This window comes from Kitasatospora sp. NPDC094016 (assembly GCF_040304045.1).
Lineage (GTDB): Bacteria > Actinomycetota > Actinomycetes > Streptomycetales > Streptomycetaceae > Kitasatospora.
Genome location: NZ_JBEOUK010000071.1, coordinates 1 through 23,783, shown reverse-complemented (window position 1 = coordinate 23,783; position 23,783 = coordinate 1). Strand labels below are relative to the sequence as shown.

Here is a 23,783-nt window from a genome sequence, read left to right as displayed (position 1 = left end):
GGCGTGGCAGGCGAGCTGTACATCGCCGGCGCCGGACTCGCCCGCGGCTACACCGGCCGACCCGCCCTCACCGCCGAACGCTTCGTCGCCTGCCCCTGCGGCCCGCCCGGTGAACGGATGTACCGCACCGGCGACCTCGCCCGCCGGACCACCGACGGCATCCTGGAATTCCTCGGCCGCGCCGACGACCAGGTCAAGATCCGCGGCTTCCGCATCGAACTCGGCGAAGTCGAAACCGCCTTCACCACCCACCCCGCCGTCGGCCAAGCCCTCGCCCACGTCCGCGAAGACCAACCCGGCGACAAACGCCTCGTCGTCTACACCACCCTCACCACCACCTCGACAGGCGACGTCACCCCTGGCGAACTGCGCGCCGCCGTCGCCGACACCCTCCCCACCTACATGCTCCCCGCCGCCGTCGTCATCCTCGACACCCTCCCCGTCACCGCCAACGGCAAAGTCGACCGCCGCGCCCTCCCCGCCCCCGACTACACCGGCACCACCGAAGGCCGCGCCCCCCGCACCACCACCGAACAAACCCTCTGCACACTCTTCGCCGACGTCCTCGGACTCACCACCGTCACCATCGACGACCGCTTCTTCGACCTCGGCGGCCACTCCCTCCTCGCCACCAAACTGGTCAGCCGCATCCGCACCGCCCTCGGCACCGAACTGCCCATCCGCACCCTGTTCGACGCCCCCACCGTCGCCGCCCTGGCCGCCGCCCTGCCCGCCTCCGGCACGGCCCGCCCGGCCCTGCGGCCCGTCGACCGGCCCGAGCGCATCCCGCTCTCCCCGGCACAGCAACGCCTGTGGTTCATCGACCAGTTCGAGGGCCCCAACGCGCTCTACAACACCCCGTGCGCGGTGCGCCTGACCGGCCGGGTCGACGCCCCCGCCCTCCAGGCGGCGCTGACGGACGTCCTCGACCGCCACGAGGTGCTGCGCACCGTCTACCCGACCACCGACGGCCAGCCGCACCAGCTGATCGTCGAGCGTCCCGAACTCCCGCTGCACACCGTGCCGGTGGCCACCGAGGAGGCGCTCCGGGCCGCCCTGGCCGAGGCCGGCGGGCAGGTCTTCGACCTCGCCCACGACCTGCCCGTCCGCACGACGCTGCTCTCCCTCCCGCACGACGAACACGTCCTGCTCGTCCTCATGCACCACATCGCCACCGACGGCTGGTCCGTCGCACCGCTCCTGCACGACCTCGCCACCGCCTACGAAGCTCGGCTCACCGGCGCCGCACCGCAGTGGCAGCCGCTCCCCGTGCAGTACGCCGACTACGCCCTCTGGCAGCACGAACTCCTCGGCACCCCGCAACAGCCCACCACCCTGCTCACCGAACAACTCGCCCACTGGCAGCAGACGTTGTCCGGCCTCCCCGAGGAGCTGGCGCTCCCCTACGACCGCCCCCGCCCGACCGCTCCCACCCGCCGGGGCGCGGCGGTGGAACTGCACCTGGACGGCGAACTCCACGCCGACCTGGTCGAGTTGGCGCAGCAGAGCCGGGCCAGCGTGTTCATGGTGATGCAGGCGGCACTCGCCACCACGCTGGGCCGCCTCGGCGCGGGCACCGACCTACCGATCGGCACCGTCGTCGCCGGACGCACCGACGAAGCGCTCGACGACCTGGTCGGCTTCTTCGTCAACACCCTGGTGCTGCGCACCGACACGTCCGGCGAGCCGAGCTTCCGCGAACTGCTGGAGCGCGTCCGGATCGGCACCCTGGACGCCTTCGGGCACCAGGACGTGCCCTTCGAGCGCCTGGTCGAGCTGCTCAACCCGGCGCGCTCGACGGCCCGGCACCCGCTCTGCCAGGTGATGCTGACCTCCGGCGGCGACGCCGGACAAGTCCGCCTCGGCGGCCTGCCGGGCCGGGTCGAGGCGCTGGATTCGGACCTCGCCAAGTTCGACCTGACCTTCGCCTTCGGCGAGACCTTCGACCGCGACGGCGCCCCCGCCGGGCTGGAGCTGACGGTCGAGTACGCCGTCGACCTGTTCGACCGGGCCACGGCGGCGGCGACGGCCGCGCGGTTCGAGCGCGCCCTGCGCGCGGTGCTGGCCGACCCGGACCAGCGGGTGGGCCAGGTGGAGATCCTGGCGCCGGAGGAACGCCGGCAGCTGGTCACGGCCTGGAACGACACCGACCACCCCGTCGCCCCCGCCACCTTCCCGGCGCTCTTCCAGGCCCAGGCCGCCGCCCGCCCCGACGCCGTCGCGCTCGCCTTCGGCGCCGAGCAGCTCAGCTACGCCGAGCTGAACGGACGCGCCAACCGCCTCGCCCGGCTGCTCACCGCGTACGGTGCGGGCCCCGAGCGGTTCGTCGCGATCGCCCTGGACCGCTCGATCGAGCTCATCGTCGCCCAGCTCGCCGTCCTCAAGGCCGGCGCGGCCTTCCTCCCGCTCGACCCGCGCTACCCGGCCGACCGCATCGCCTACATGCTCGCCGACGCCGCCCCCGTCCTGGTCCTCACCACCGGCACGGTGTCCGCCGGTCTGCCGGCCGACATCCCGGTCCCGCGCCTGCTGATCGAGGACCTCGACACCTCCGCCCACCCGGCGCACGACCTCACGGACGCCGAACCCGGCACCGACCCCGCCCCCGACGCCGCCGCGTACGTCATCTACACCTCCGGCTCCACCGGCCGCCCCAAGGGCGTCGTCGTCCCCCACACCGGCCTCGCCGCCCTGGTCGAGAGCCAGCGCCAGAGCCTGACCGTGACCCCGGACAGCCGCTACCTGCTGTTCGCCTCCCCCTCCTTCGACTCCGCCGTCGCCGAACTCAGCCTGGCCCTGCTCACCGGCGCCCGCGCCGTCCTCGGCACCGCCGACCAGCTGCTGCCCGGCCCCGCCCTGGCCGAACTGATCGCCGAGCAGGGCGTCACGCACCTCACCCTGCCGCCGACCGCCCTGGCCGTCCTGCCCCCCGACGCGCTCGCCCACGTCGAGACCCTGGCCGTCGCCGGGGAGGCCTGCCCGCCCGACCTCGTCGAGCACTGGTCCGCCCGCCTGCGGATGGTCAACGCCTACGGGCCGACGGAGTCCACCGTCTGCGCCAGCATGACCGCCCCGCTGTCCGGCCGCATCGCGCCGCCGCTGGGCCGGCCGATCCTGAACACCCGGCTGCACGTCCTGGACGCCGCCCTGCAGCCCGTCCCCGCCGGGGTCGTCGGCGAGCTGTACCTCGCGGGCGCCGGCCTGGCCAGGGGCTACCTCAACCGGCCCGGCCTGACCGCCGAGCGCTTCGTCGCCAACCCGTACGGCGCCCCCGGCAGCCGGATGTACCGCACCGGCGACCTCGCCCGCCGCCGGGCCGACGGCTCCCTGGAGTACCTCGGCCGCACCGACCACCAGGTCAAGGTCCGCGGGTTCCGCATCGAACCCGGCGAGATCGAGGCCGCCCTCGTCCGCCACCCCTCCCTCGCCCAGGCCTTCGTCCTGGTCCGCGAGGACCGCCCCGGCGACCGGCGCCTGGTCGGCTACGCCGTGGCCCGGCCCGGGCAGACGGTCGACCAGGCCCTCCTGCGGGCCCACGTCGGCGCGACCCTGCCCGACCACATGGTGCCCTCCGCCGTCGTGGCCCTGGACGCCCTCCCCCTCACCGCCAACGGCAAGGTCGACCGCCGCGCCCTCCCCGCCCCCGACACCGCCGCCTGGCCCGGCGCCGGCCGGACGCCCGGCACGCCGCAGGAGGAGGTGCTCTGCGGGCTGTTCGCCGACGTGCTCGGCGTCGAACGAGTCGGTGTGGACGACAACTTCTTCGAGCTGGGCGGGCACTCGCTGCTGGCCGCCCGACTGGTCGCGGGGCTGCGGGAGCTGGTCGGCGCGGGCGAGGGGATCGGGGTCCGCACCGTGTTCGAGGCGCCGACCGTCGCCGGGCTCGCCGAGCGGCTCGCCCGGGGGCCGGGCGCCGAGAGCTTCCCCGTCCTGCTGCCGATCCGCACCCGGGGCTCGCGCCCGCCGCTGTTCTGCGTCCACCCGGCCGCGGGCATCAGCTGGGTGTACAGCGGCCTGCTGCGCCACCTCGACACCGAGCAGCCGATCTACGGCCTCCAGGCCCCAGGCCTGGCCGATCCGGGCCACCGCCCGTCCTCCGTCGAGGAGTTGGCGCGCGACTACCTCGCGCAGATCCGCACCGTCCGCCCCGAGGGCCCGTACGCCCTGCTCGGCTGGTCCTTCGGCGGGGCCGTCGCCCACGCGATCGCCGCGCTGCTGCGCGACCAGGGCGAGGAGGTCCGGCTGCTGGCCCTGCTGGACGCCTACCCGGGCGCCGGCGAGGCGGAGCCCGAGCAGTGGCGGGACGACCCGGCGCAGCTGTCGGTGATCCTCGACTCGCTCGGCCACCCGGCCGGGGAGATCGGCGCCTGGCCCGAGGACGAGGACGGCTACGCCGAGCTGGTCCGGCACGGCGAGGGCCCGCTCGCGGGCCTCAGCGGCGCCGCGGTGGCCCGGGTGGTCGCGGTCTTCCGCACCAACGCCGAGCTGGCGCACGCGCTCCCGCTGCCCGGCTACGACGGCGACGCGGTGGTCTTCACCGCCGCCAAGGACCGCCCGGCCGACGCCCCCGACCCGGACGGCTGGCGCCCCCACGTGGGCGGCCGGATCGACGTCCACGAGGTGCCGAGCACCCACGGCGCCATGACGGGCCCCGAGGCGCTCGCCGTCATCGGCCCGGTGCTCGCCGCCCGCCTGACCGACCGACCGGCCACCTGACCCGCCGACCGGCCTCCTGACCGACCGGCCACCTGACCCGCCGACTTTCGCATCCCCTCCGACCGCAGGCCACCGACCTGCACCCACCGCGCGGGCCGCACCCGGCCCGCCCACCGAGAAACGGACACCACCATGACCACTGCCGCCATCCCCGACACCTGGCGCGGCGTCACCCCGTCGCCGATCACGTCGACCGACGCCTACAACGGCTTCATCGCCGCCAACGTGATCTTCGCGCTGGACCGGATCGGCGTCCTGGAGAAGCTCGGGCGCGGCGAGCCGCTCTCGGCCGTCGAGGCCACCGCCCAGGGCGGCGACACCGCCCGGACGGAGGCCGTCCTGCGCGCCGCCGCCGACTGCGGCTACGTCAAGGCCGACGGCACCACCTACGTGCCCACCGAGGTGGGCCTCGAAGTCGCCGCCGCGCGCGGCTACTTCACCTGGGCCGTCGGCGGGTACCACGACGTGTTCGGCCGCGCCGGGCACCTGAGCACGGGGACGCACCACTACGGCGAGGACGTCCTGCGCGACGAGGCGATGGTCGCCCTCGGCTCCGCCCAGTGCGACCAGTCGCTGTTCGCCGCGCAGCTGACCGACGTGCTCTCCGGCATCGACTTCCGCACCATCGCCGACCTGGGCAGCGGCACCTCCGCCCGGGTGCGCCGGGTGGTCGGGCAGCGCGAGGGCACCCGGGGCCTGGGCATCGACATCAGCCGCCCGGCCACCGACATCGCCCGCCGCGACATCGTCACCGCCGGGATGCAGGACCGCGTCACCGCCGTCCGGGCCGACGTCCTGGGCCTGCTCGGCACCCAGATCGACAACGACGCCGAGGCCGCCGAGGTGGCCGAGGTCGACACCGTGATGAGCTTCTTCCTGCTGCACGACCTGCTGGCCGACCCGGCCACCCGCTCCTCGATCTTCACCCGGATGCGGGAGGCCTTCCCGAAGGCCCGCACCTTCGTGCTCGGCGACACCATGCTGCGCGGCCCGGGCGAGTCCCAGAGCTCCCTGCCGGTCTTCTCGGTCGGCTTCGAGCTGGCGCACGCGATGATGGGCGTGCCGCTGCACACCAAGGAGACGTACGAGGAACTGTTCACCGACGCCGGGCTGCGGATCGACCGCGTCGAGGCGCTGGCCACCCCGCACTCCTGGCTCTACGTCCTCCAGGCCGACTGATGGCCGCCGCCTCCGCCGCCAGACACCTGCTGGCGCAGAACGAGCACCCGGGCCCGCCGCTGCCGTCCGTCGTCGCCGCCCTGGCCGCGGCCGCCGGCGACCTGCACCGCTACCCGGACTTCCGCCCGCAGCGGATCGAGGGGATCATCGCCGGCTGGCAGGGCGTCCCGGCCGCCCAGGTCGTGGTCGGCCACGGCTCGGCGGGCGTGGCGCTGGACCTCTTCCACGCCGTCGTCGGGCCCGGCGACAACGTGGTGCACTCGGCGCCCTGCTTCGACGCGTACCCACTGTTCTGCGAGATCGCCCGGGCCGAGGCCCGGGCCGTCCCGCTCGGCCCCGACGCCCGGCACGACCTGGCCGCGATGGCCGAGCGGCTGGACGGGCGCACCCGGATCGTCGTGCTGTGCAACCCGCACAACCCGACCGGCACGGTCTACTCCTGGGCGGAGCTGACGGACTTCTTCCGCCGCGTCCCGGCCACGGCGCTGATCCTGCTGGACGAGGCGTACGTCGACTTCGCCCGGGACTGGGCGGCCCCGGCGGTGCCGGACCGGATCGCCGAGTGGCCGAACCTGGTAGTGCTGCGCACCCTCTCCAAGTCGCACGGCATCGCCGCCCTGCGGATCGGCTACGCGCTCGCGGAGGAGTCCGTGGCCCAGCGGGTGCGGGACCACCAGGTCCCGTACGCGGTGAACCGGCTCCAGGAGGCGGGCCTGCTGGCCGCCGTCTCGGCCCAGGACGAGGTGGACCGGCGGATCGCCGAGATCGCCGCCGAGCGGGAGCGCCTGCGGGCCGAACTGCTGCGGCTGGGCTGGACGGTGGCGCCCAGCCTGACCAACTTCCTCTGGGTCGTCGCGCCGGGTGACCAGCTTCCCCTGCGGGCGGAGCTGGAGCGCCGAGGGGTGGCCGTCCGCTACTACCCCGGCCAGGGCGTCCGGATCGCCGTCGGTGAGAAGGACGCCAACGACGCGGTGATCGAGGGCTTCGGCGCCACCGCGCCCGCCGCTCCCTGACCGCGCCCCGCGCCTCCCCGCACGTCCCCGCGCACGTCCCCGCGCACGGCGCGTGAGGGCGCACCGTCCGCGCCCCACGCGCCGAGCAGCCCAGCGACTCAGCACGTCCAGCACGCCCAGCACGTCCAGCACCCCGAAGCGCCGTCGGCGCAGCGAAGGAACCGCGATGCACCCGCTGTTGGCCCGCCCGGAGTTCCGGCGCTACCTCGTCGGGCAGACCCTGTCCGTCCTCGGCGACAGCGCCCTCTCCATCGCCCTCGGCATCTGGGCCAAGGTGCTGACCGGCAGCAACTCCGCCGCCGGGCTGGTGCTGTTCTGCTTCGCCGCGCCGCTGCTGCTCCTGCCGCTGGGTGGCCTGCTCGCCGACCGGGTCCGGCGCAGGCCGCTGCTGGTCGGCGTCAACCTGGTGGTGGCGGCGGGGCTGACGCCCCTGCTGCTCGTCGACGGTCCGGACCGGGTCTGGATCATCTACTGCACCGCCTCGCTCTGCGGTCTCGCCGGGGCCGTGCTGGCCCCGGCGCAGAGCGCCCTGCTGCGCACGATCCTGACGAACCGTCAGAACTTCGGCGCGGCAGCCGGGTTCACCCAGAGCGCCCGGGCCGGCACCACGCTGGTCGCGCCGCTGCTCGGCTCGGGCCTCTACAGCTGGCTGGGCGGGCACGCCGTGGCGCTGGCCGACCTCGGCGTGCTGCTGCTGGCGGCCCTGGCCTTCCTCGGCCTGCGGGCGGACGAGCCCGGGCCGGAGCCCTCGGGCCGCCGGTGGCGCACCGAGGTGCTGGCGGGCTTCGCCCACCTGCGGGGTGCGACCGGGCTGCGCCCGCTGGTGGCGGCCACCGCCGTCACGGGCTTCGTGCTGAGCCTGCTCCAGCCGGTGCTGTTCGCGCTGACCCAGCACGGGCTGCACCGCCCGCCGCAGTTCCTCGGCGTGCTGGAGACGACCGAGGCGGTCGGGGCGCTGGGCGGCTCGGTGGTCGGCGGCCTGCTGATCGGCCGGCTCGGGCCGCGCCGGACGGTCATGGCGGGGTCGGTGGTGTTCGGCCTCGGCACGGTCCTGCTGCTCGCGCCGTCCCTCCCCGTGGTGGCGGCCGGTCTGGTGATCGCCGGGGCCGGTATCCCGGCCGCCATGGTCGGCCTCGCCACGGCCGCCCAGGCAGCCACGCCGCCCCAGCTGATGGGCCGCGCCCAGGCGGCCGTCAACCTCTCGCTCACCGCCCCGCAGGCCCTCGCGGTCGGCGTCGGCTCCGGACTGGTGGCCGCCCTGGACTTCCGGGTCGTGCTGGCCGTGATGGTGCTCGGTGCCCTGCTCGCGGCCGCCCACCTGCTCGGCAAGCCCGAGGCCCCGACCGGGCCCGAGGCCCCCGCCGGGACCGAGGCCCCCGAAGAGCCCGAGAGCCCCACCGAGCCCGGGAGTGCCCCGGACCTCCAGCGCACCTGATCGCCCGATCACCCTCGACACCTCCTCTCCTCCTCACCAGAAAGCTCCTCGGATGACCGACCGCTCCTCGCCCACCGCCGCCCCGCTCCCCGTCGAACTGGACCACGTCGAGTTCTACCTGTCCGACCTCACCGCCGAGACCGCCCGGCTGACCACCGAGTACGGCTTCGAGCTGCTCGTCCCGCCCACCGAGCGCGGCGAGGCCGCCGAGCGCTGCCTCTCGGCGCTGGTCGGGCAGGGCACCATCCGGCTGCTGCTCACCCAGCCGCTGGCCGGCGGCCACCCGGCCACCGACTACCTGGCCCGGCACGGCGACGGCGTGGGCGCACTGGCCCTGCGGGTGCCGGACGCCGCCGACGCCTACCGGACGCTGACCGGCCGGGGCGCCGACGGCCTGCGCCCGCCGCAGGCCGCGCACGGCTGCGTCACGGCGGTGGTCGGCGCCTTCGGCGACGTGGTGCACACCCTGATCGAACGCGGCCCCGAGGCCTCCGCCGACCGGATCCCCGGCCTGCCGGACGCCGCCCCCGTGACCGGTGCCGGCACGGTGGGACTGCGCTCCGTCGACCACTTCGCGGTCTGCGTCCCCTCCGGCGAGCTGCGCGAGACCGTCCGCCGGTACTGCGAGGTCTTCGGCTTCCGGATGATCTTCGAGGAGCGGATCGAGGTCGGCGCGCTCGGCATGGACTCGGCGGTCGTGCAGAGCGCCGACCACAGCGTCACGCTCACCCTGATCGAGCCGCTCAGCCCGGACGCGGGCGGCCAGATCGCCTCCTTCCTCGCCGACCACGGCGGCGCCGGGGTTCAGCACGTGGCCTTCTCCTCCGCCGACGCCGTGCACTCCGTCTCCGCGATGGCGGACCGCGGCGTGCCGTTCCTGCGCACCCCGGGCGCGTACTTCGACGCGCTGCCCACCCGACTGACGCCGCTGCGGCACTCGCTCGACCAGCTGCGCGCCCTGGACCTGCTGGTCGACCAGGACCACGACGGCCAGCTGTTCCAGATCTTCACCCGCTCCCAGCACCCGCGCGGCACCTTCTTCTTCGAGGTGATCGAGCGCATCCGGGCCCGCACCTTCGGCAGCAACAACGTCCGCGCCCTCTACGAGGCCGTCGAACTCCAGCGCAGCGCCAGCGAAGTGGCCGGATGAACGCGCCGGCCCTGACCGGGCACCAGCCCTCCCCCGCCCCGTCGCCCTCCGTCCCATCACCTTCCTTCCCGTCGCCCTCCGCCCAGCCGCTCTTCCCCCAGCCGCTCTCCGTCGCCGAGTACGCGGAGCCGGCCCGGGCCGTCCTCGCGCCCGAGGTCTGGGACTGGCTGGAGGGCGGCGCGGAGCGCGAGCGCACCCTCGCCGGCAACCGGGCGGCCTTCGACCAACTGGCCCTGGTGCCCCGGGTGCTGGCCGACGTCTCCGCCTGCGACACCGCCACCACCCTGGTGCGCAGCCGCGCGAGCCTGCCGGTGGCGGTGGCGCCCGTCGCGTACCACCGGCTGTTCCACCCCGAGGGCGAGCTGGCCTCGGCCCGGGCGGCGGCCGCGGCGGGGGTGCCGTTCACCGTCGGCACGCTCAGCAGCGTCGGCTTCGAGGAGCTGGCCGCGACAGGAGCCACGCTCTGGTTCCAGCTGTACTGGCTGCGCGACCGGGGGCGGCTGCTCGACCTGGTCGCGGCGGCCGAGGCGGCGGGCAGCGAGTGCCTGGTCGTCACCGCCGACGTGCCGTTCATGGGCCGCCGCCTGCGCGACGCCAGGAACGCCTTCGCGCTGCCCGCGGACGTCCGCGCGGTCCTGCTCGAGGACGGCGCCGCCGGGCGGGCCCACCAGGCCACCACCGCCGTCTCGGCGGTGGCCGCGCACACCGCCGAGCTGCTCTCCCCCGCCGTCACCTGGGCGGATCTCGCCTGGCTGCGCGAGCACACCAGCCTGCCGCTGATGGTCAAGGGAGTGCTCGACCCGGCGGACGCGGTGCGGGCCGCCGAACTCGGCGCCGAGGCCGTGGTGGTGTCCAACCACGGCGGCCGCCAGCTCGACCGGGCCGTCCCCTCGGTCACCGCGCTGCCCGCCGTCGCCGAGGCGCTGGCCGGCCGCGACTGCCAGGTGCTGCTGGACAGCGGAGTGCGCGGCGGCTCGGACGTGCTCACCGCCCTGGCCCTCGGGGCGTCCGGGGTGCTGCTCGGACGCCCGATGATCTGGGGCCTGGCGGCCCGGGGCGAGGCCGGCTGCGCCCACGTGCTCGACCTGCTGGCCGCGGAGCTGCGGCACGCGCTCGGCCTCGCGGGCTGCGCCGACCTGAGCGCGGCCGCCGCGCTGCGCACCACCCCCATGCCCTGCCCCACCTGGAGTGCCCCGTGACCACCACCGCCCCACCCCGCGGCCTGCTGCGGGCCGACCTGCACCCCTCCCTCGCCGACCCGGCGATGACCTCGATGAACCTGCTCAACGAGATCTCCATCCGCTACCCGGAGGCGGTCTCCTTCGCCGCGGGCCGCCCGGCGGAGCAGTTCTTCGAACTCGACGCCGTCCACCGCCACCTGGACCGCTACGTGGCCCACCTGCGCGCCGAGCGCGGGCTCTCCGAGGAGGCGGCCCGGCGGCAGGTGCTCCAGTACGGGCGGACCAAGGGGATCATCCACGAGCTGATCGCCGCCCACCTCGCGGTGGACGAGGGCATCCAGGTGCCCGCCGAGTCGATCGTGGTGACGGTGGGCTGCCAGGAGGCGATGTTCCTGGTGCTGCGGGCGCTGCGCCGCGGCCCCGAGGACGTGGTGCTCGCCGTCTCGCCCACGTACGTGGGGCTGACCGGCGCGGCGCTGCTCGCCGACCTGCCGGTGCGGCCGGTGGCCGACGGCCCGGACGGCGTGGACCTCGCCGACCTTCGCCGCCAGCTGGCCGCCGCCCGGGCCGAGGGGCTGCGCCCGCGCGCCCTCTACCTGGTACCGGACGTCGCCAACCCGAGCGGGGCCAGCCTGCCGCTGGAGCTGCGGCGGGAGTTGCTCGCCCTGGCCGCCGAGGAGGACTTCCTCCTGCTGGAGGACAACCCGTACTGCGTCTTCGCCGGCGAGGAACGGCTGCCCTCGCTCAAGGCCCTGGACACCGAACGGCGGGTCGTCCACCTCGGCTCCTTCGCCAAGACGGCCCTCCCCGGCGCCCGGGTCGGGTACGTGGTGGCGGACCAGCCGGTGGCGGACGGCGCGGGCGGCACCGACCTGCTGGCCGACCTGCTCGGCATGATCAAGAGCATGACCACGGTGAACACCTCACCGATCGCCCAGGCCGTGATCGGCGGGGCGCTGCTCGAACACGGCTACAGCCTGCGGGCCGCCAACACCGAGGTCGCCGCGCTCTACCGGCGCAACCTCGCGCTCGTCCTGGCGGGCCTGGCGCGGCGCTTCCCGCCCGGCAGCGGGGTGAGCTGGAACGAACCGCGCGGCGGGTTCTTCCTGGTGGTCACGGTGCCGTTCGCGGTGGACGACGCACTGCTCGAACTCTCGGCCTCGGAGTACGGGGTGATCTGGACCCCGATGTCGCACTTCTACCCGGGCGCGGGCGGGGAGCGGCAACTGCGGCTCTCCGTCAGCCAGGTCGACCCGGACACCGTCGACCGCGGGCTGGACGGACTGGCCGCCCTGATCGCTGTACGGTCCTGATCCCCGCACGGTCCTGATCGCTGTACGGTCCTGATCCCCGCACGGCTCCGACCTCGGAGGGGGCGCCCGCTCCGGCGCTCCCTCCCTTTCCGGGCCCCGCGTCAGGGGCGGCGGTTCGGGCCCGGGTCGGCGGTGCCGACGCCCCCGGCCGCCCCGTCCACGGGCGCGGCGTCCTCGGCCAGCATCTTGATCCGGACCTGCCGCACGTACCGGTCCACCAAGTGCCGCAGCACGCTGACCGTCGCGGCGACGTCCGGCGCCGGAATCCCGTCCAGCGCATTGGCCAGACCGGCGATGTTGGCCTGTTTCAGACGGTTGAGCATCGCCCGCCCCTCGGCCGTGAGCGCCACCTGGCGGGCCCGGCGGTCCAGCACGTCAGGGGTCCGTTCCACCAGCTGCTGGGTCTGCAGCCGGTCGATCTGCCGGGTGACGTGGGAGGGCTTGACCATCAGCCGCGCGGCCAGGTCGCCCACCCGGCTGACCTCCTCGGCCTCGGCGAGCGCGCGCAGCAGGTAGACGTCCGAGCGCGCCGCCGTGATGCCGGCCCGCGCCGTCTGGCGCTCGTGTTCCTGCGAGCGGGTCAGCAGGTAGGCCAGCGAGGCCAGCACCTCCTCCAGTTCGGAGGTGGCGGTCGGATTGTCTGTTGCGTCCGGCATGGGGGAACTGTAGCGACCCCGTTCGGGGAGTGGCTCCCCTCTCGACCACTGACCGGTTTCCGGACAGATTCGTTCGCCACCGGATGAGCCCTTTCGCCACCACTGACCGCGAGTTAGCGTGACGGTGAGTTAGTTGCTTAGGGCATGCAATGGTCCCGGGCGCTACCCCACGGCACCGCAGGCCCATCCGCTCGGCGCCACCGGCAAATCCGCTCCGCGAAGGGAGCCCATGATGGCCACCGCCGCTCACAACCCCCAGTTCACCCACCCCGCCGCCCGTGGCGGCTGCCCGTTCGACCCGCCGCCGGCCTACCAGCAGGCCCAGCAGGACGAACCGATCAGCCGGATCACCCTCTGGGACGGCGCCCCCAGCTGGCTGGTCACCAGCCACGACGACATCAAGGCCGTGCTCAGCGACGCCCGCTTCAGCTCGGACGCCGCCCGACCCGGCTTCCCGTTCATCAGTGCCGGCGCCCGCCAGCTGAGCAGCGGCCAGCGGACCTTCATCCGGATGGACGACCCGGAGCACGCCCACCTGCGCCGGATGCTCACCAGCGAATTCATGATCAAGAAGGTCGAGGCACTGCGCCCCGAGGTCCAGCGCATCGCCGACGAACTGCTCGACGAGCTGACCGCCGGCCGCAACTCCGGCGACCTGGTCCACGAGTTCGCGCTGCCGCTGCCGTCCCTGGTCATCTGCCTGCTGCTCGGCGTCCCCTACCAGGACCACGGCTTCTTCCAGGAGTGCAGCCGGGTCCTGCTGCGCCGCGACTCCTCGGCCGACGAGGTGCGGATCGCCCAGCAGAACCTGGCCGACTACCTGGTCAAGCTCACCGACTCCAAGCGCACCGAGCCCGACGACGGCATCCTCAGCCGCCTGGTCGCCCGCGGCGAGCTGAGCACCGAGGAGATCGGCGCCATGGGCCGGCTGCTGCTGGTCGCCGGACACGAGACCACGGCGAACATGACCGCGCTCTCCATCCTGGCCCTGCTGCAGAACCCCACCCAGCTCGCCCACCTGCGCGAGCACCCGGAGTCGGTCGGCGGCGCCGTCGAGGAACTGCTGCGCTACCTCACCATCGTGCACTCCGGCCTGACCCGGGTCGCCACCGAGGACGTCACCATCGGCGACGTCCTGATCCGGGCGGGCGAGGGCGTGATCTGCATGATCAGCACCGCGAACCGGGACGAGCAGAAGTTCCCCGCCGGCGACGAGCTCGACCTCTCCCGCGACGCGCGCCTCCACCTGGCCTTCGGCTTCGGCGTCCACCAGTGCCTCGGACAGCCCCTGGCCCGGCTGGAACTGCAGATCGCGCTGAACTCCATCCTGCGGCGACTGCCCGAACTGCGCCTGGCCGTACCGTTCGAGGAGATCCGCTTCCGGGGCGACATGCTCATCTACGGCGTCCACGAGCTCCCCCTCGCCTGGTAGCAGCCCCCGCGTCCGAACCGATCCTCCGAAGGGAAAGCCATGCTCATCCACATCGACCAGGAAAAGTGCTGCGGCGCCGGCCACTGCGTACTCGCCGCCCCCGAGGTCTTCGACCAGCGCGACGAGGACGGCATCGTCGTCCTCCTCGACGCCGCACCGCCCGCCGACCTCCACCAGGCCGTCCAGGACGCCGCCGCGGTCTGCCCGGCCGCGGCCATCCGCCTCGAACACCCGTAATCACCCCCACCCCCCAACCCGCCGCCGAGCGAAGACCCTGACCGCGAGTCGGGTCCGGCCGAACCGACCGGTCCCGACCGAGGCCGAGCCTCGACATCCACACCGTGGAACAATGGCCGGACCTCGCGAGGGGAGGCGGCGAGCATCGAAGGAGCGGCGGGTTGGCAGGGCTGGTGACCGACTGGATCCGGGTTCCGGTGGGCGAGGACGCTTCGAGGTGGACCACCCGCGGTGGTTGCCGCCGGGTTCTCCTCGTCGTCCACAACGTGACCTCCGCGACCCGACGCCTGGACGTCGTTCCGCTGTTCCGCGACGACCTCAGGATCCAGCTGCTGGCCGCCTGCACGGGATCGTCCCCCTTCAGCGCAGGAGTCGCCGAGCTGCTGAGCTCCCTCGGGGTTCCGGTACTTCCGTGGGAGCAGGCCAGGAAGACACCCGTCGACCTCGCCCTGTCGGCCAGCTTCGGCGGTGAACTAGCGGACTTCCAGGGGAAGTTGGTCGTCCTCTCACACGGCACCGGATACAATAAAACGCTCGCGACACCGAACACCGAACACCGAACACCGAACACCGAACACCGAACACCGAACACCGAACACCGAACGCGCCGCATGCCCCGGTCTTCGGCCTGGCACCCGAGTGGCTGCTGTCCGACGGGATTCCGCTCGCCCGGGCGATGGTGCTCTCCCACCCCGAGCAGCTCGGCCGGCTGCGCGAAGCCTGCCCCGAGGCCGCTCCGACGGCGGTGCTCGGCGGCGACCCCTGCTTCGACCGCATCCTGGCCGCCCTTCCGCACCGGGAACGCCATCGCCGCGCGTTCGACGTCCGACCCGGGCAGCGGCTCATCGTGCTCAACTCCACCTGGAACCCGCAGTCGCTCTTCGGTGACGCCGGCACGGACGACCCGCTGCCGTGGCTGCTCGACCGCCTCACCGCCGAACTCCCGGTCGACGACTACCGGGTGGCGGCCGTCCTCCACCCGAACATCTGGCACGGCCACGGCCCCGGCCAGGTCCGCCTCTGGCTGGACCGCGCCGAGCGGGCCGGCCTCATCCTGATCGACCCCCTGGACAGCTGGCGACAGGCACTGATCGCCGCCGACGCGGTGATCGGGGACTTCGGCTCGGTCAGCTACTACGCTGCCGCACTGGGCACCCCCGTTCTGCTCGGCACGGCCTCCGACGAGGTCCTGGGCGCCGGCTCGCCGGTGGCGGCCTTCGTCCGCGAAGCCCCCCGGCTCGCCCTGAACTCCCCCCTGCTGCCACAGCTGAACCGACTCCTGACGGCCCATCAACCTCTTGATGCTCCCGGAAAGTTGACGACGTCGTCGCCCGGCGAAGCAGCCGGCCTGCTGCGTTCGCTCTTCTACGAGGTCATGGGACTGCCCGAACCGACAGAGCCGGCTCTCCTGGACCTGCTCCCACTCCCCGCCTACCGGCCGCCGATCCGAACCGTGCCGCTCCGGGTCCGTACCCGCCCGGGGCCCCGCCCGCACGAGGTCACCATCGAGCGGGTCACCGAAGGCCGGTACGGGCCTTCCGGGCCCGGCTCCGATCACCTCGCGGTGCACGAGGACACCCTCGACCAGGGCCTCCTCGGTCTGGCCGACGCGATCCTCCGCCACGGGGAGGCCGACGACCCCCGGATCGGTCCGCCCCGGGAGTGGGCCGCGGCGACGCTCGCCCGCTACCCGAACTGCTCGCTCGCGGCCTTCGTCTCCGGTCCGGACACCTGTGAAGTGCTGCTGCGCGACCGGGGATTCGTCCGCCTCACCAGCCGCACGCTCGACCCGGCGGCGGCCGCCTCGGCCCTGTTCGCCCGATGGAACGGCGCCGCCGTCCCCCGACCCCTGCGACCCCTGCCGCCGACGGAGCTGACGGTGCGCACCGGCGGCGCGTCCCACCCGGTCCTGGTCAGTCCCGTTCCGTGAGGCACTGCTGCCGCAGGCCCGCCAGGTAGCGCAGATGGGGCTCCGCCTGCTCGCGGTCCAGGATCGCGGTGGCCTCGTCGATCGCGGCCAGCGCCTGTTCCGTCGCCGAGGTGTCCGCCCAGGTCTCCGCGAGATTGGTGAGGGTGCGGGCCGCGTTGTAGTCGTCGCGCAGACGCCGGAATTCGGACAACGCCTCCGTCAGCCAGGTCCGGGCCCGCTCGTACTCGGCCAGTCCCCGCAGCGCCCGCCCCCGGTGCCGTTTCAGCAGCGCCCGGGCCCGCGGGACGTCCCCCGCCCGCTCGTGGTCCGGGCCGATCGAGGCGAGCAGCCCGTCGGCCCGCTCGAAGCAGTCGTACGCGGGCTGCCACCGCCACTGCCGAAGCCTCAGCAGCCCGAGCGACTCGACGGCCGTGGCCTGGCCCAGCAGGTGGCCGGCCCGTTCAAACGCCGAGGAGGCGTCGACCAGACGGCTCTCGGCCTCGGCCAGCAGGTCCAGTTCCATCAGGGCGAACGCCAACTGGGTGTGCATCCGGCCGGCCATCGCCGAGTCCGGGTCGTGCGCGACCGCTGCCCGCACGGCGGCTCGCAGCGCCGGCAACAGGGCCTCGTGCCGACCGGCCTTGAGCTGCACCGCCCACGACGCCTCCGCCAGCTCGCACGCCATGGCCGGCGCGGCCAACTCCTCGGCGGCGAGCACCGCCTCGACCAGGTTGCCCACCTCCGCGGCCAGGGCGGCCAACGCCGCACCGGCGTCCGGGTAGTCACCGGGCCCGAGCTCGCGGTAGAGCGGCCCGACGTGCCAACGCTCCCGCAACGCCGCGTAGTCGGCCCGGACGGCGAAGCGCAGCAGGTGCTCCACGGCACGCGTCACCGCACCCGCGCACGCGGCCAGACCGTCCACCCGCGCCGCCTGCTCCTCGGCGAACCGGCGCACCGCGGGCCGGTAGCGGTAGCGGCCCTCGGGCGCAGCCTCCACCAGACCGGCCTCGGCGAGCCCCGCCAGCAGGACACCGGCGCGCTCGACCGCGGGTCCGTCGGGTCCGGCGACCGCCACGGCCAGCTCGGGACCGACAGCCGGCCACGGCCGCAGGGCGCAGAGCCGGAACAGCCGGGCCTCCTCCGGCTCCAGCGCCTCGTACGACTCCTGCACGGCGACGCGCACCGGATCACCCCCGTGGGGATCGCCATCGCCACCACCGCCCCGGCCGCCCCGGCGCTGCTGGGGGATGAACGCCAGCCGGGGAGCCGCGGCACGCAGGGCGAAGGGCGATCCGCCGCACCGTTCGAGGACATCCGACAGGGCGGGTCCGGCGGCGGAGACCGTCTCCTTCCCCGCGAGGTCCGTGAGCAGCCGCCTGGCGTCCTTGTCGGACAGCGGCCCCACCGGAATCGGGACGGCATCGAGACCGGTGAGCGGACGCCGGGCCACCACGACCGTGACGACGCCCGGAGCCCCGGTGATCAACGGCCGGACCTGGGCCGCCGACCGGGTGTGGTCCAGCACGACGAGCAACTGCCGCTCGGCGACCAGCGACCGGAACCGCTCGACCCGGTCCTGCGCGGCCGGCGGAACCCGGTCCGCCGGCATGCCGAGGTGGATCAGGAACTGCCGGAGCACGGCGGCCGCATCGGGTGCGGTGGCCAGCGACCCGCCGGAGAGGTCCGCGTAGAGCTGCCCATCCGGAAACCGCTTCCGCTGCAGCGCACCCCAGTGAACGGCCGCGGCACTAACGCCCATCCCCGGCGGCCCGTACAGGACACTGACGCGGGGCGTGCCGTCCGCCTTCCGTCCGGCCTCCTTGTCCAACAGTGCCAGCACCTTGCGCCGGTCGGTGAAGAAGCGGTCGGAGGGCGGCAGCAGCGAAGGCGCCGCCAACGGCCCGGACCAGCCCCCGCCCTGGCCGCCCAGCCAGGCCCGAAGCGCCCTGGCCCGCACCGGATCCGACTCCGCCACATCCAGCAACAGCTGTGCCACAGTGGCCCGTTCGGTGGCATCGGTCGGCGCCGGCACATCCCGCCCCGTCACCCGACGGACAAACGCACCCGCCGACTCCCAGGCCCACTTACCGGCCTCGTTCGCCACACTCGCACCCACGGCGCCGAAAACAGCGGCCACCGCCGACAACGACACCGGCTCCAACACCCCACACCCCCTGCTCCACCGCGGCACCCAACCAACACCGCCGCACCCTCACATCCGGCCCCACGGTAGCCTGCCGAACCCCACCATGGGCACGACACAACCAGGCCCAGTCCCGCCTCCCCTCCCCCACCGAACCAACCACCCCACCACGACGTGGACACCGGCTCGGGCCATGGCTGCACGCGACCCGGGAGAAGCTCCGCTCCCTGACCCCCGCCACCGATCTGCCCAGGCGGTAGGATCACTGCGCTGCGCACCTTCCCGGAGGGTACGAGGCCTAGGTTCCGTGCGCCCTCAACAGGCGGCGATTGACGAATGGTTGTGCCCGTCAGATGGTCGACATCTGACGTGAGCGTGGTTACCCGGTAGGGTGCCCCCTGCCATTCCGATATCACTACCTGGGGATGGCCGCATGACCTCGATCGAGTACAAGCCTGCGCGTCGTGGACGGATCCGCAAGATCCTCACCGACATCGCCGTCGGAGCCGCCTCCAACATACTGGTGGCGGCGCTGACCTCGGTGGCGCACCTGCTCTTCTGACGCAGGTCAGTGGCGGGCCCGGCGAGCCCGCCACTTCCACCTTTCCACACCTTCCGTCAGAACAACCGAAGGTCGTTCTTGGGCTTCTTCCGCCCCCGCTTCGGACGGGCGTGATGCCATGGCAAGCTCTCCCGAGTCGGCCGCAATCCGTGGATCTCGGTCTCCCCGACAAGGCCCTTGAGGTAGGCCCGGGTCTCCTCGTCCGTGGAATAGAGCACCGTCGCCCGGCTCGCCCGAGTCATCAGCACGTGGTAGGCGTGCCGAATCAGGCGGGCGAACTCCTCGTCACCGACACTGCTCGCACTGACCTTCGGATCAAGCGATCCTGGGACTCTCACCCGTCTTACACCTTGCGCCGACTTCTCCGTCTCCTTGCCTCGGCGGAACACCCACTGGTCGTCCCGGCGCACCATGTCATCGCCCATGATCACTCCGCACCAGTCCCACTCGAGACCCTGTGCGGTGTACACGCAGCCGATCTGGCCGACGCCGTTCTTGTGCATCGACCACCTGACACCGGGCGGGACGCCGTCCGCGCAGAAGCTGTCGCTCTTCGCGTTCCACGGCTCGTGCCAGTCACCGATCCTGACATCCCGCTCCAGGCGTTTCTCCCGGCCCAGGGGCTCGGTCCAAGGCCAGCAGTAGCCGGCAACCATACGCGCGGATGCCCCGGCGCTCTCCTCGCCGAGAATGATGTCCCTGAGCGCGTCCGGCGTGTCCACCACCTCGACATGCATCAAGCCGTCCGGCGTCCAGTGCTCAGGTTCGTCATCCGACATACCGAGCAGCGCGTGCACCCAACGGACGTACGCGTCACTGCCACCGCATCGAAACTGCTCGCGGAGGCCGTACCGCACCACCTTGGCTCCGCGCCGATCAGCCGCCTGCTGGATCAGGTCCACCGTACCGACCTCCTTCGGACGAACGACCTGGCCTTCGTCGAGGAAGAAGACCGTCAGCCGGGACGCATCGAGGAGTTCGTCCACCTGCGGCCGAGACCCCTGCTTCTCCGGCGGCCAGAACCGGTTCTCGGAGCGGTCACGGAGTCGGTGGGCCTCATCGCAGATCAGAACATCGAGCAGCGGGTCGGGCGTCGTGACGTAATCGAAGAAGTAGGTGAAGGTCTCCTTGAACTCCCGGTCACCGACACCGACGTGCTCCTGCATCGCCGCGTTGAAGGCCCTGCTCCCGCTGGCGTAGTTGATGTTCCGGCCAGCGGCCTCCAGCTCCGCCTTGATCTGCAGGCCGATAGCGCTCTTACCGGTACCTGCGCCACCGGTCACCAGGAAGACTGCTCGTCGCTCGTCCGGAACCAGCGCGGACTGCTTCGACGAGGGAAGTACCTTGGCAGCTGTCTCCAGGATCTGATCAGCCACCTCCTTCTGCCGCCCGCGCAGGGTGAAGACCGTGTCCGTGCCTCGGGACCACATCATCGCGTCGAGCAGCGGTGCGTTGCGCACGCCGATACCCTGCAGTAGCAGCTCGGCCTCGGTGCCGCCGCCGTCGGCGGCAAAGTGTCCCTGCAAGTCGGTCAGCAACTGGCGGCGACGATCACCGGTGTACACCTGCGCGTAGGCACCCGTCGGTGCGTCCACGTCGATCAGCGGACGGACCGAGTCCTCGGTGGCGTTGTGCAGGTAGGCAAAGCCGCCGCACTCGATGTCGACCATACCGAAGGGGCCCCGGCTGCCGGTGAACGCATGATAATACTCGCGCAGTTGAAGCGCAGGGTGCCTCTTGGGCTTCGCCAGGCCCGCCACGTAGACGTGGTCCGCACTAGCCCGCTCGACCCTGGTCACCGTCGACCAACGCTTCAGCTCCACCAACTGGACGGCCGGCCGATTCTCGCGTGGATGGCGGCCCACCAGGACGACGTCCACGAGCCTGGGACTGCTCCCCTTGATGTCCTCGTCGGCAGTCGCGGCGCACTCGACGACCATCTGCACATTGCCACGATCAGCGGCAACCAAATCGTTCGCCAGACAAATCAGACTCTCCGCCCACGCGAACCGCTCCGTCTCCGAAGCCTCGTGCTCCCGGAACTTTCGCCACCGTTCGGCGAGATGCGGCACCATCCGGCGACGCGAGTTCAGAGTGAGCAGATCCTGCGCCGACAACTTCAGCAGGAGCATGGGCACGAAGGGACTCCCCCAGACCAGACCACGAGTGATTCGTGCGGGTGGGGGGCATGTCCTCAGCGGGAAGCCTGTCGGGCCGCAAACAGTACCGCAGATCCTAGATGCAGAAGCGGCCGTCGGTACACAATGCTCATCGACGGCACACCCGTCAAGAGATCGACCCGGGCGAAGGTCCAGCCGTGCAGGACCTCCCGGGCAGGCGGTCGGCTTGCCGACCAGCGGTGGCACCGGGCCTGCCGCCAGCTCGGAGAGATCGGAGTCCGGCCGAAGGGGTTGCCTGGGCGCCCGAGGCCCCGCCCGGATCTCCGGGACCTGCTCGTTTGCACCCGGCTCCAGCTCTCGCTGGCCCGATCGCGCTGGTCCGGGACAACGTCCGCCTCCACCTGACCAAGCCGTCACGGGAACTCATCGCCGCTGACGCCGACTGGCTCGTCGTCTTCCCACTGCCCGCCTACGTGGCGGACCTCACCCCGCGGGAGAGGACCCGGTCACTGGTCGAACAAGACATCGGGGATCCGTCACGCGCCACTGGAAGCCCAAGTGTTCGGACACCCGCTCAGGCACTCCGTTATAGGTTGGCCCAGTCATCAGCGCGGCCCGCCGGGCTTCCCTTCCGGGACATGCCCCCACCCGCACGAGTCACTTCGTGCTGCCTGGGAGCATGTCTTGCTGTTCCGCGACTCCGCGTCCGCGGTCGCTGCCGAGAGCCTGGCCGGATCACTGTTCGTGCGTCTCATCGACCAGTTCGTTCACAAGCACGGCCACAAGCCGAGCCCGCCCGAGGTGCGCTCCTGGGAGCGGAGCATCCCGGTTCTGACCAACGCGCTCCTGGACGCCGGACTCGGCATGGTGGAGGTACTCCTCGAGTACTCGCTGCCCCTCAACAGCAAACGCGCCGACGTCATACTCGCCGGCGTCCACCCGAGCACGGGCGAACCGTCGTACGTGGTGGTCGAGCTCAAGCAGTGGAGCAGTGCGCTTCCGGAGGATGGCGAGCCGCTGCTCTGCCGGGTCGACGCGTACACCCGGCCGGTGCTGAACCCGATCGAGCAGGTCCGCGGCTACTGCGACTACCTCATCTCCTTCAACGGGGCGCTCGCCGCCCATCCCGAGCGGCTGTCCGGCGTGGCCTTCCTCCACAACGCGACGGAGTTCGGCGTCCAGGGCCTCTACGAGGTGCCGCAGGACGAGCGTGGCCGGCTCTTCACCGCCGAGCGCCGCGGGGAGTTCGTCCAGTACCTCCGCTCGAAGCTGAAGCCGGTCTCCGGCGCCGGGGCGGCGGACCAGTTGCTCGCGGGCAAGGTGGCCCCGTCCAAGCAGCTGATGGCGGTCGCCGCCGACGAGGTCCGCGAGCGGGAGCAGTTCGTGCTGCTGGACGAGCAGCGGGTCGCCTACGAGTTGGTGCTGCGCGCGGTCCGTCAGGCGCAGCAGTCCGATCACAAGGAGGTCGTCGTCATCACGGGCGGCCCCGGCACCGGGAAGAGCGTCATCGCGCTGTCCCTGCTCGGCGATCTGTACCGGCGCGGCGTCACGGCCCTCCACGCGACCGGTTCCAGCTCCTTCACCATCACCATGCGCCGGATGGCCGGGGCGCGGAAGAAGCAGGTGCAGGAGCTGTTCAAGTACTTCAACAGCTTCATGACCGCCGAGCGCAACGGGCTGGACGTCCTGATCTGCGACGAGGCCCACCGGATCCGGGAGACGTCGGCCAACCGCTACACGCGGGCTGCCCAGCGCACAGGGAAGGCCCAGATCGAGGAGCTGATCGACGCCGCCCGGGTGCCTGTGTTCCTGCTGGACGAGCACCAGGTCGTCCGGCCGGGCGAGATGGGCACTGTGGCCCAGATCCGGGCCGCCGCCGCGGTGAAGGGCCTGAAGTGCCAGGTAGTGGAGCTGGACAGCCAGTTCCGCTGCGGCGGCAGTGACGCCTACCTGAACTGGGTGGTACGGCTGCTGAACCTCGAGCCCGGTGGCCCTGTCGGCTGGGAGCCCGACGGCAAGGTCGTCCTGGAGGTGGTCGACAGCCCCCAGGAGCTGGAGGCGTTCCTCGAGGCCCGGCGTGCCGAGGGGTACGGTTCCCGCATGTCGGCCGGGTACTGCTGGAAGTGGACGACGAAGGTGGCTCCGGGGGACCCGCTCCCTCTCGACGTGCGCATTGGTGACTGGGCTCGGCCGTGGAACGTGTACGGTGACCGCTCGATCGCCGGTGCCCCGCCGGCCGCGTTGTGGGCCACCGATCCGGCCGGGTTCGGCCAGGTCGGCTGTGTGTACACCGCCCAGGGTTTCGAGTACGACTGGAGCGGTGTCATCCTCGGGCCGGACCTCGTCTGGCGGACCGACCGGTGGGTCACCGACCGGACGGCGTCCAAGGACCCCGTATTCCGCAAGTCCACCAGCGATGCCGACATCGACCGCCTGATCCGCAACACCTACAAGGTGCTGCTCACACGCGGAATGATCGGCACAGTCGTGTACTCGACGGACCCGGAAACGCGCGCCAAACTGCGGGAACTGGTAACCGGACAGCAGGTAGGACAGATCGAAGTAGAGCACAGCCGCCGCGGCTGATCACCACTCACTGATTCCACGCAAGGCACACAGGGCTGACCAGTCTGCACGGTTGGTGGGCTTCCCCTGGTGTGCGGGAGGTGCTGATTAACTGGTCAGGGCGGGTGTGGGTGGTTCGACGATCACTGGTTCGGCCGTCGCCTGGTCGGCG

Annotated in this window: 15 protein-coding genes; 12 read left to right on the top strand and 3 right to left on the bottom strand. The window is 72.7% G+C overall.

Annotated features, from left to right (window positions below):
* The 7 genes from ABT015_RS36255 to ABT015_RS36225 form a co-directional block, all read left to right on the top strand.
* On the top strand, window positions 1-4,716 hold a 4,716-nt coding region (locus tag ABT015_RS36255; protein WP_350887096.1), incomplete at its 5' end, for a non-ribosomal peptide synthetase.
* A 132-nt stretch (window positions 4,717-4,848) separates the two neighbouring features.
* On the top strand, window positions 4,849-5,895 hold the full coding sequence (locus ABT015_RS36250; protein WP_350887093.1) for a class I SAM-dependent methyltransferase: 1,047 nt from the start codon (window positions 4,849-4,851) through the stop codon (window positions 5,893-5,895).
* Window positions 5,895-6,908, top strand: a complete 1,014-nt coding sequence (locus ABT015_RS36245) for a pyridoxal phosphate-dependent aminotransferase (RefSeq protein ID WP_350887090.1) — start codon at window positions 5,895-5,897, stop codon at window positions 6,906-6,908. The genes ABT015_RS36250 and ABT015_RS36245 overlap by 1 nt, the downstream gene beginning before the upstream one ends.
* A 166-nt stretch (window positions 6,909-7,074) precedes the next feature.
* Window positions 7,075-8,343, top strand: coding sequence for an MFS transporter (locus tag ABT015_RS36240; RefSeq protein ID WP_350887088.1), 1,269 nt, complete (start codon window positions 7,075-7,077; stop codon window positions 8,341-8,343).
* Window positions 8,344-8,395: 52 nt separating this feature from the next.
* Window positions 8,396-9,493, top strand: a complete 1,098-nt coding sequence (hppD, locus tag ABT015_RS36235) for a 4-hydroxyphenylpyruvate dioxygenase (protein WP_350887085.1) — start codon at window positions 8,396-8,398, stop codon at window positions 9,491-9,493.
* Window positions 9,490-10,692 carry an alpha-hydroxy acid oxidase gene (locus tag ABT015_RS36230; RefSeq protein WP_350887082.1) on the top strand — a complete coding sequence of 401 codons (1,203 nt, stop codon included), beginning with the start codon at window positions 9,490-9,492 and terminating at the stop codon, window positions 10,690-10,692. Before hppD ends, ABT015_RS36230 begins: the two co-directional genes overlap by 4 nt.
* A 65-nt stretch (window positions 10,693-10,757) precedes the next feature.
* A complete protein-coding gene (locus tag ABT015_RS36225) occupies window positions 10,758-11,987 on the top strand; it encodes an aminotransferase-like domain-containing protein (protein WP_350887099.1) in 1,230 nt (409 codons plus the stop codon).
* 101 nt (window positions 11,988-12,088) lie between these two features.
* Here the strand turns inward: ABT015_RS36225 and ABT015_RS36220 are convergent, their stop codons facing one another.
* Window positions 12,089-12,643, bottom strand: coding sequence for a MarR family winged helix-turn-helix transcriptional regulator (locus tag ABT015_RS36220; protein WP_350887080.1), 555 nt, complete (start codon window positions 12,641-12,643; stop codon window positions 12,089-12,091).
* 232 nt (window positions 12,644-12,875) lie between these two features.
* Here ABT015_RS36220 and ABT015_RS36215 point away from each other — a divergent pair, with 232 nt between their 5' ends.
* From ABT015_RS36215 to ABT015_RS36205, 3 genes are all read left to right on the top strand, one after another.
* Entirely contained in the window at window positions 12,876-14,075 is a 1,200-nt protein-coding gene (locus tag ABT015_RS36215) for a cytochrome P450 (RefSeq protein ID WP_350887077.1), read from the top strand.
* 39 nt (window positions 14,076-14,114) lie between these two features.
* The gene (locus tag ABT015_RS36210) at window positions 14,115-14,312 is read left to right on the top strand and encodes a ferredoxin (protein ID WP_350887074.1); all 198 of its coding nucleotides are present in this window, start codon (window positions 14,115-14,117) and stop codon (window positions 14,310-14,312) included.
* Between the two features lie 676 nt (window positions 14,313-14,988).
* Window positions 14,989-16,242: a CDP-glycerol glycerophosphotransferase family protein gene (locus tag ABT015_RS36205; protein WP_350887072.1), complete on the top strand. Its 1,254-nt coding sequence runs from the start codon at window positions 14,989-14,991 to the stop codon at window positions 16,240-16,242.
* Here the strand turns inward: ABT015_RS36205 and ABT015_RS36200 are convergent.
* A complete protein-coding gene (locus ABT015_RS36200; protein ID WP_350887070.1) occupies window positions 16,226-18,217 on the bottom strand; it encodes a tetratricopeptide repeat protein in 1,992 nt (663 codons plus the stop codon). The genes ABT015_RS36205 and ABT015_RS36200 overlap by 17 nt on opposite strands.
* A 580-nt stretch (window positions 18,218-18,797) precedes the next feature.
* Between ABT015_RS36200 and ABT015_RS36195 the strand changes: the two genes are divergently transcribed.
* Window positions 18,798-18,926: a DUF6408 family protein gene (locus tag ABT015_RS36195; RefSeq protein ID WP_350887068.1), complete on the top strand. Its 129-nt coding sequence runs from the start codon at window positions 18,798-18,800 to the stop codon at window positions 18,924-18,926.
* A gap of 56 nt (window positions 18,927-18,982) precedes the next feature.
* Here the strand turns inward: ABT015_RS36195 and ABT015_RS36190 are convergent, their stop codons facing one another.
* Window positions 18,983-21,058 carry a DUF2075 domain-containing protein gene (locus ABT015_RS36190; protein ID WP_350887066.1) on the bottom strand — a complete coding sequence of 692 codons (2,076 nt, stop codon included), beginning with the start codon at window positions 21,056-21,058 and terminating at the stop codon, window positions 18,983-18,985.
* A gap of 672 nt (window positions 21,059-21,730) precedes the next feature.
* Here ABT015_RS36190 and ABT015_RS36185 point away from each other — a divergent pair.
* Window positions 21,731-23,632, top strand: a complete 1,902-nt coding sequence (locus ABT015_RS36185; protein WP_350887064.1) for a DNA/RNA helicase domain-containing protein — start codon at window positions 21,731-21,733, stop codon at window positions 23,630-23,632.
* Window positions 23,633-23,783: the final 151 nt, after the last annotated feature.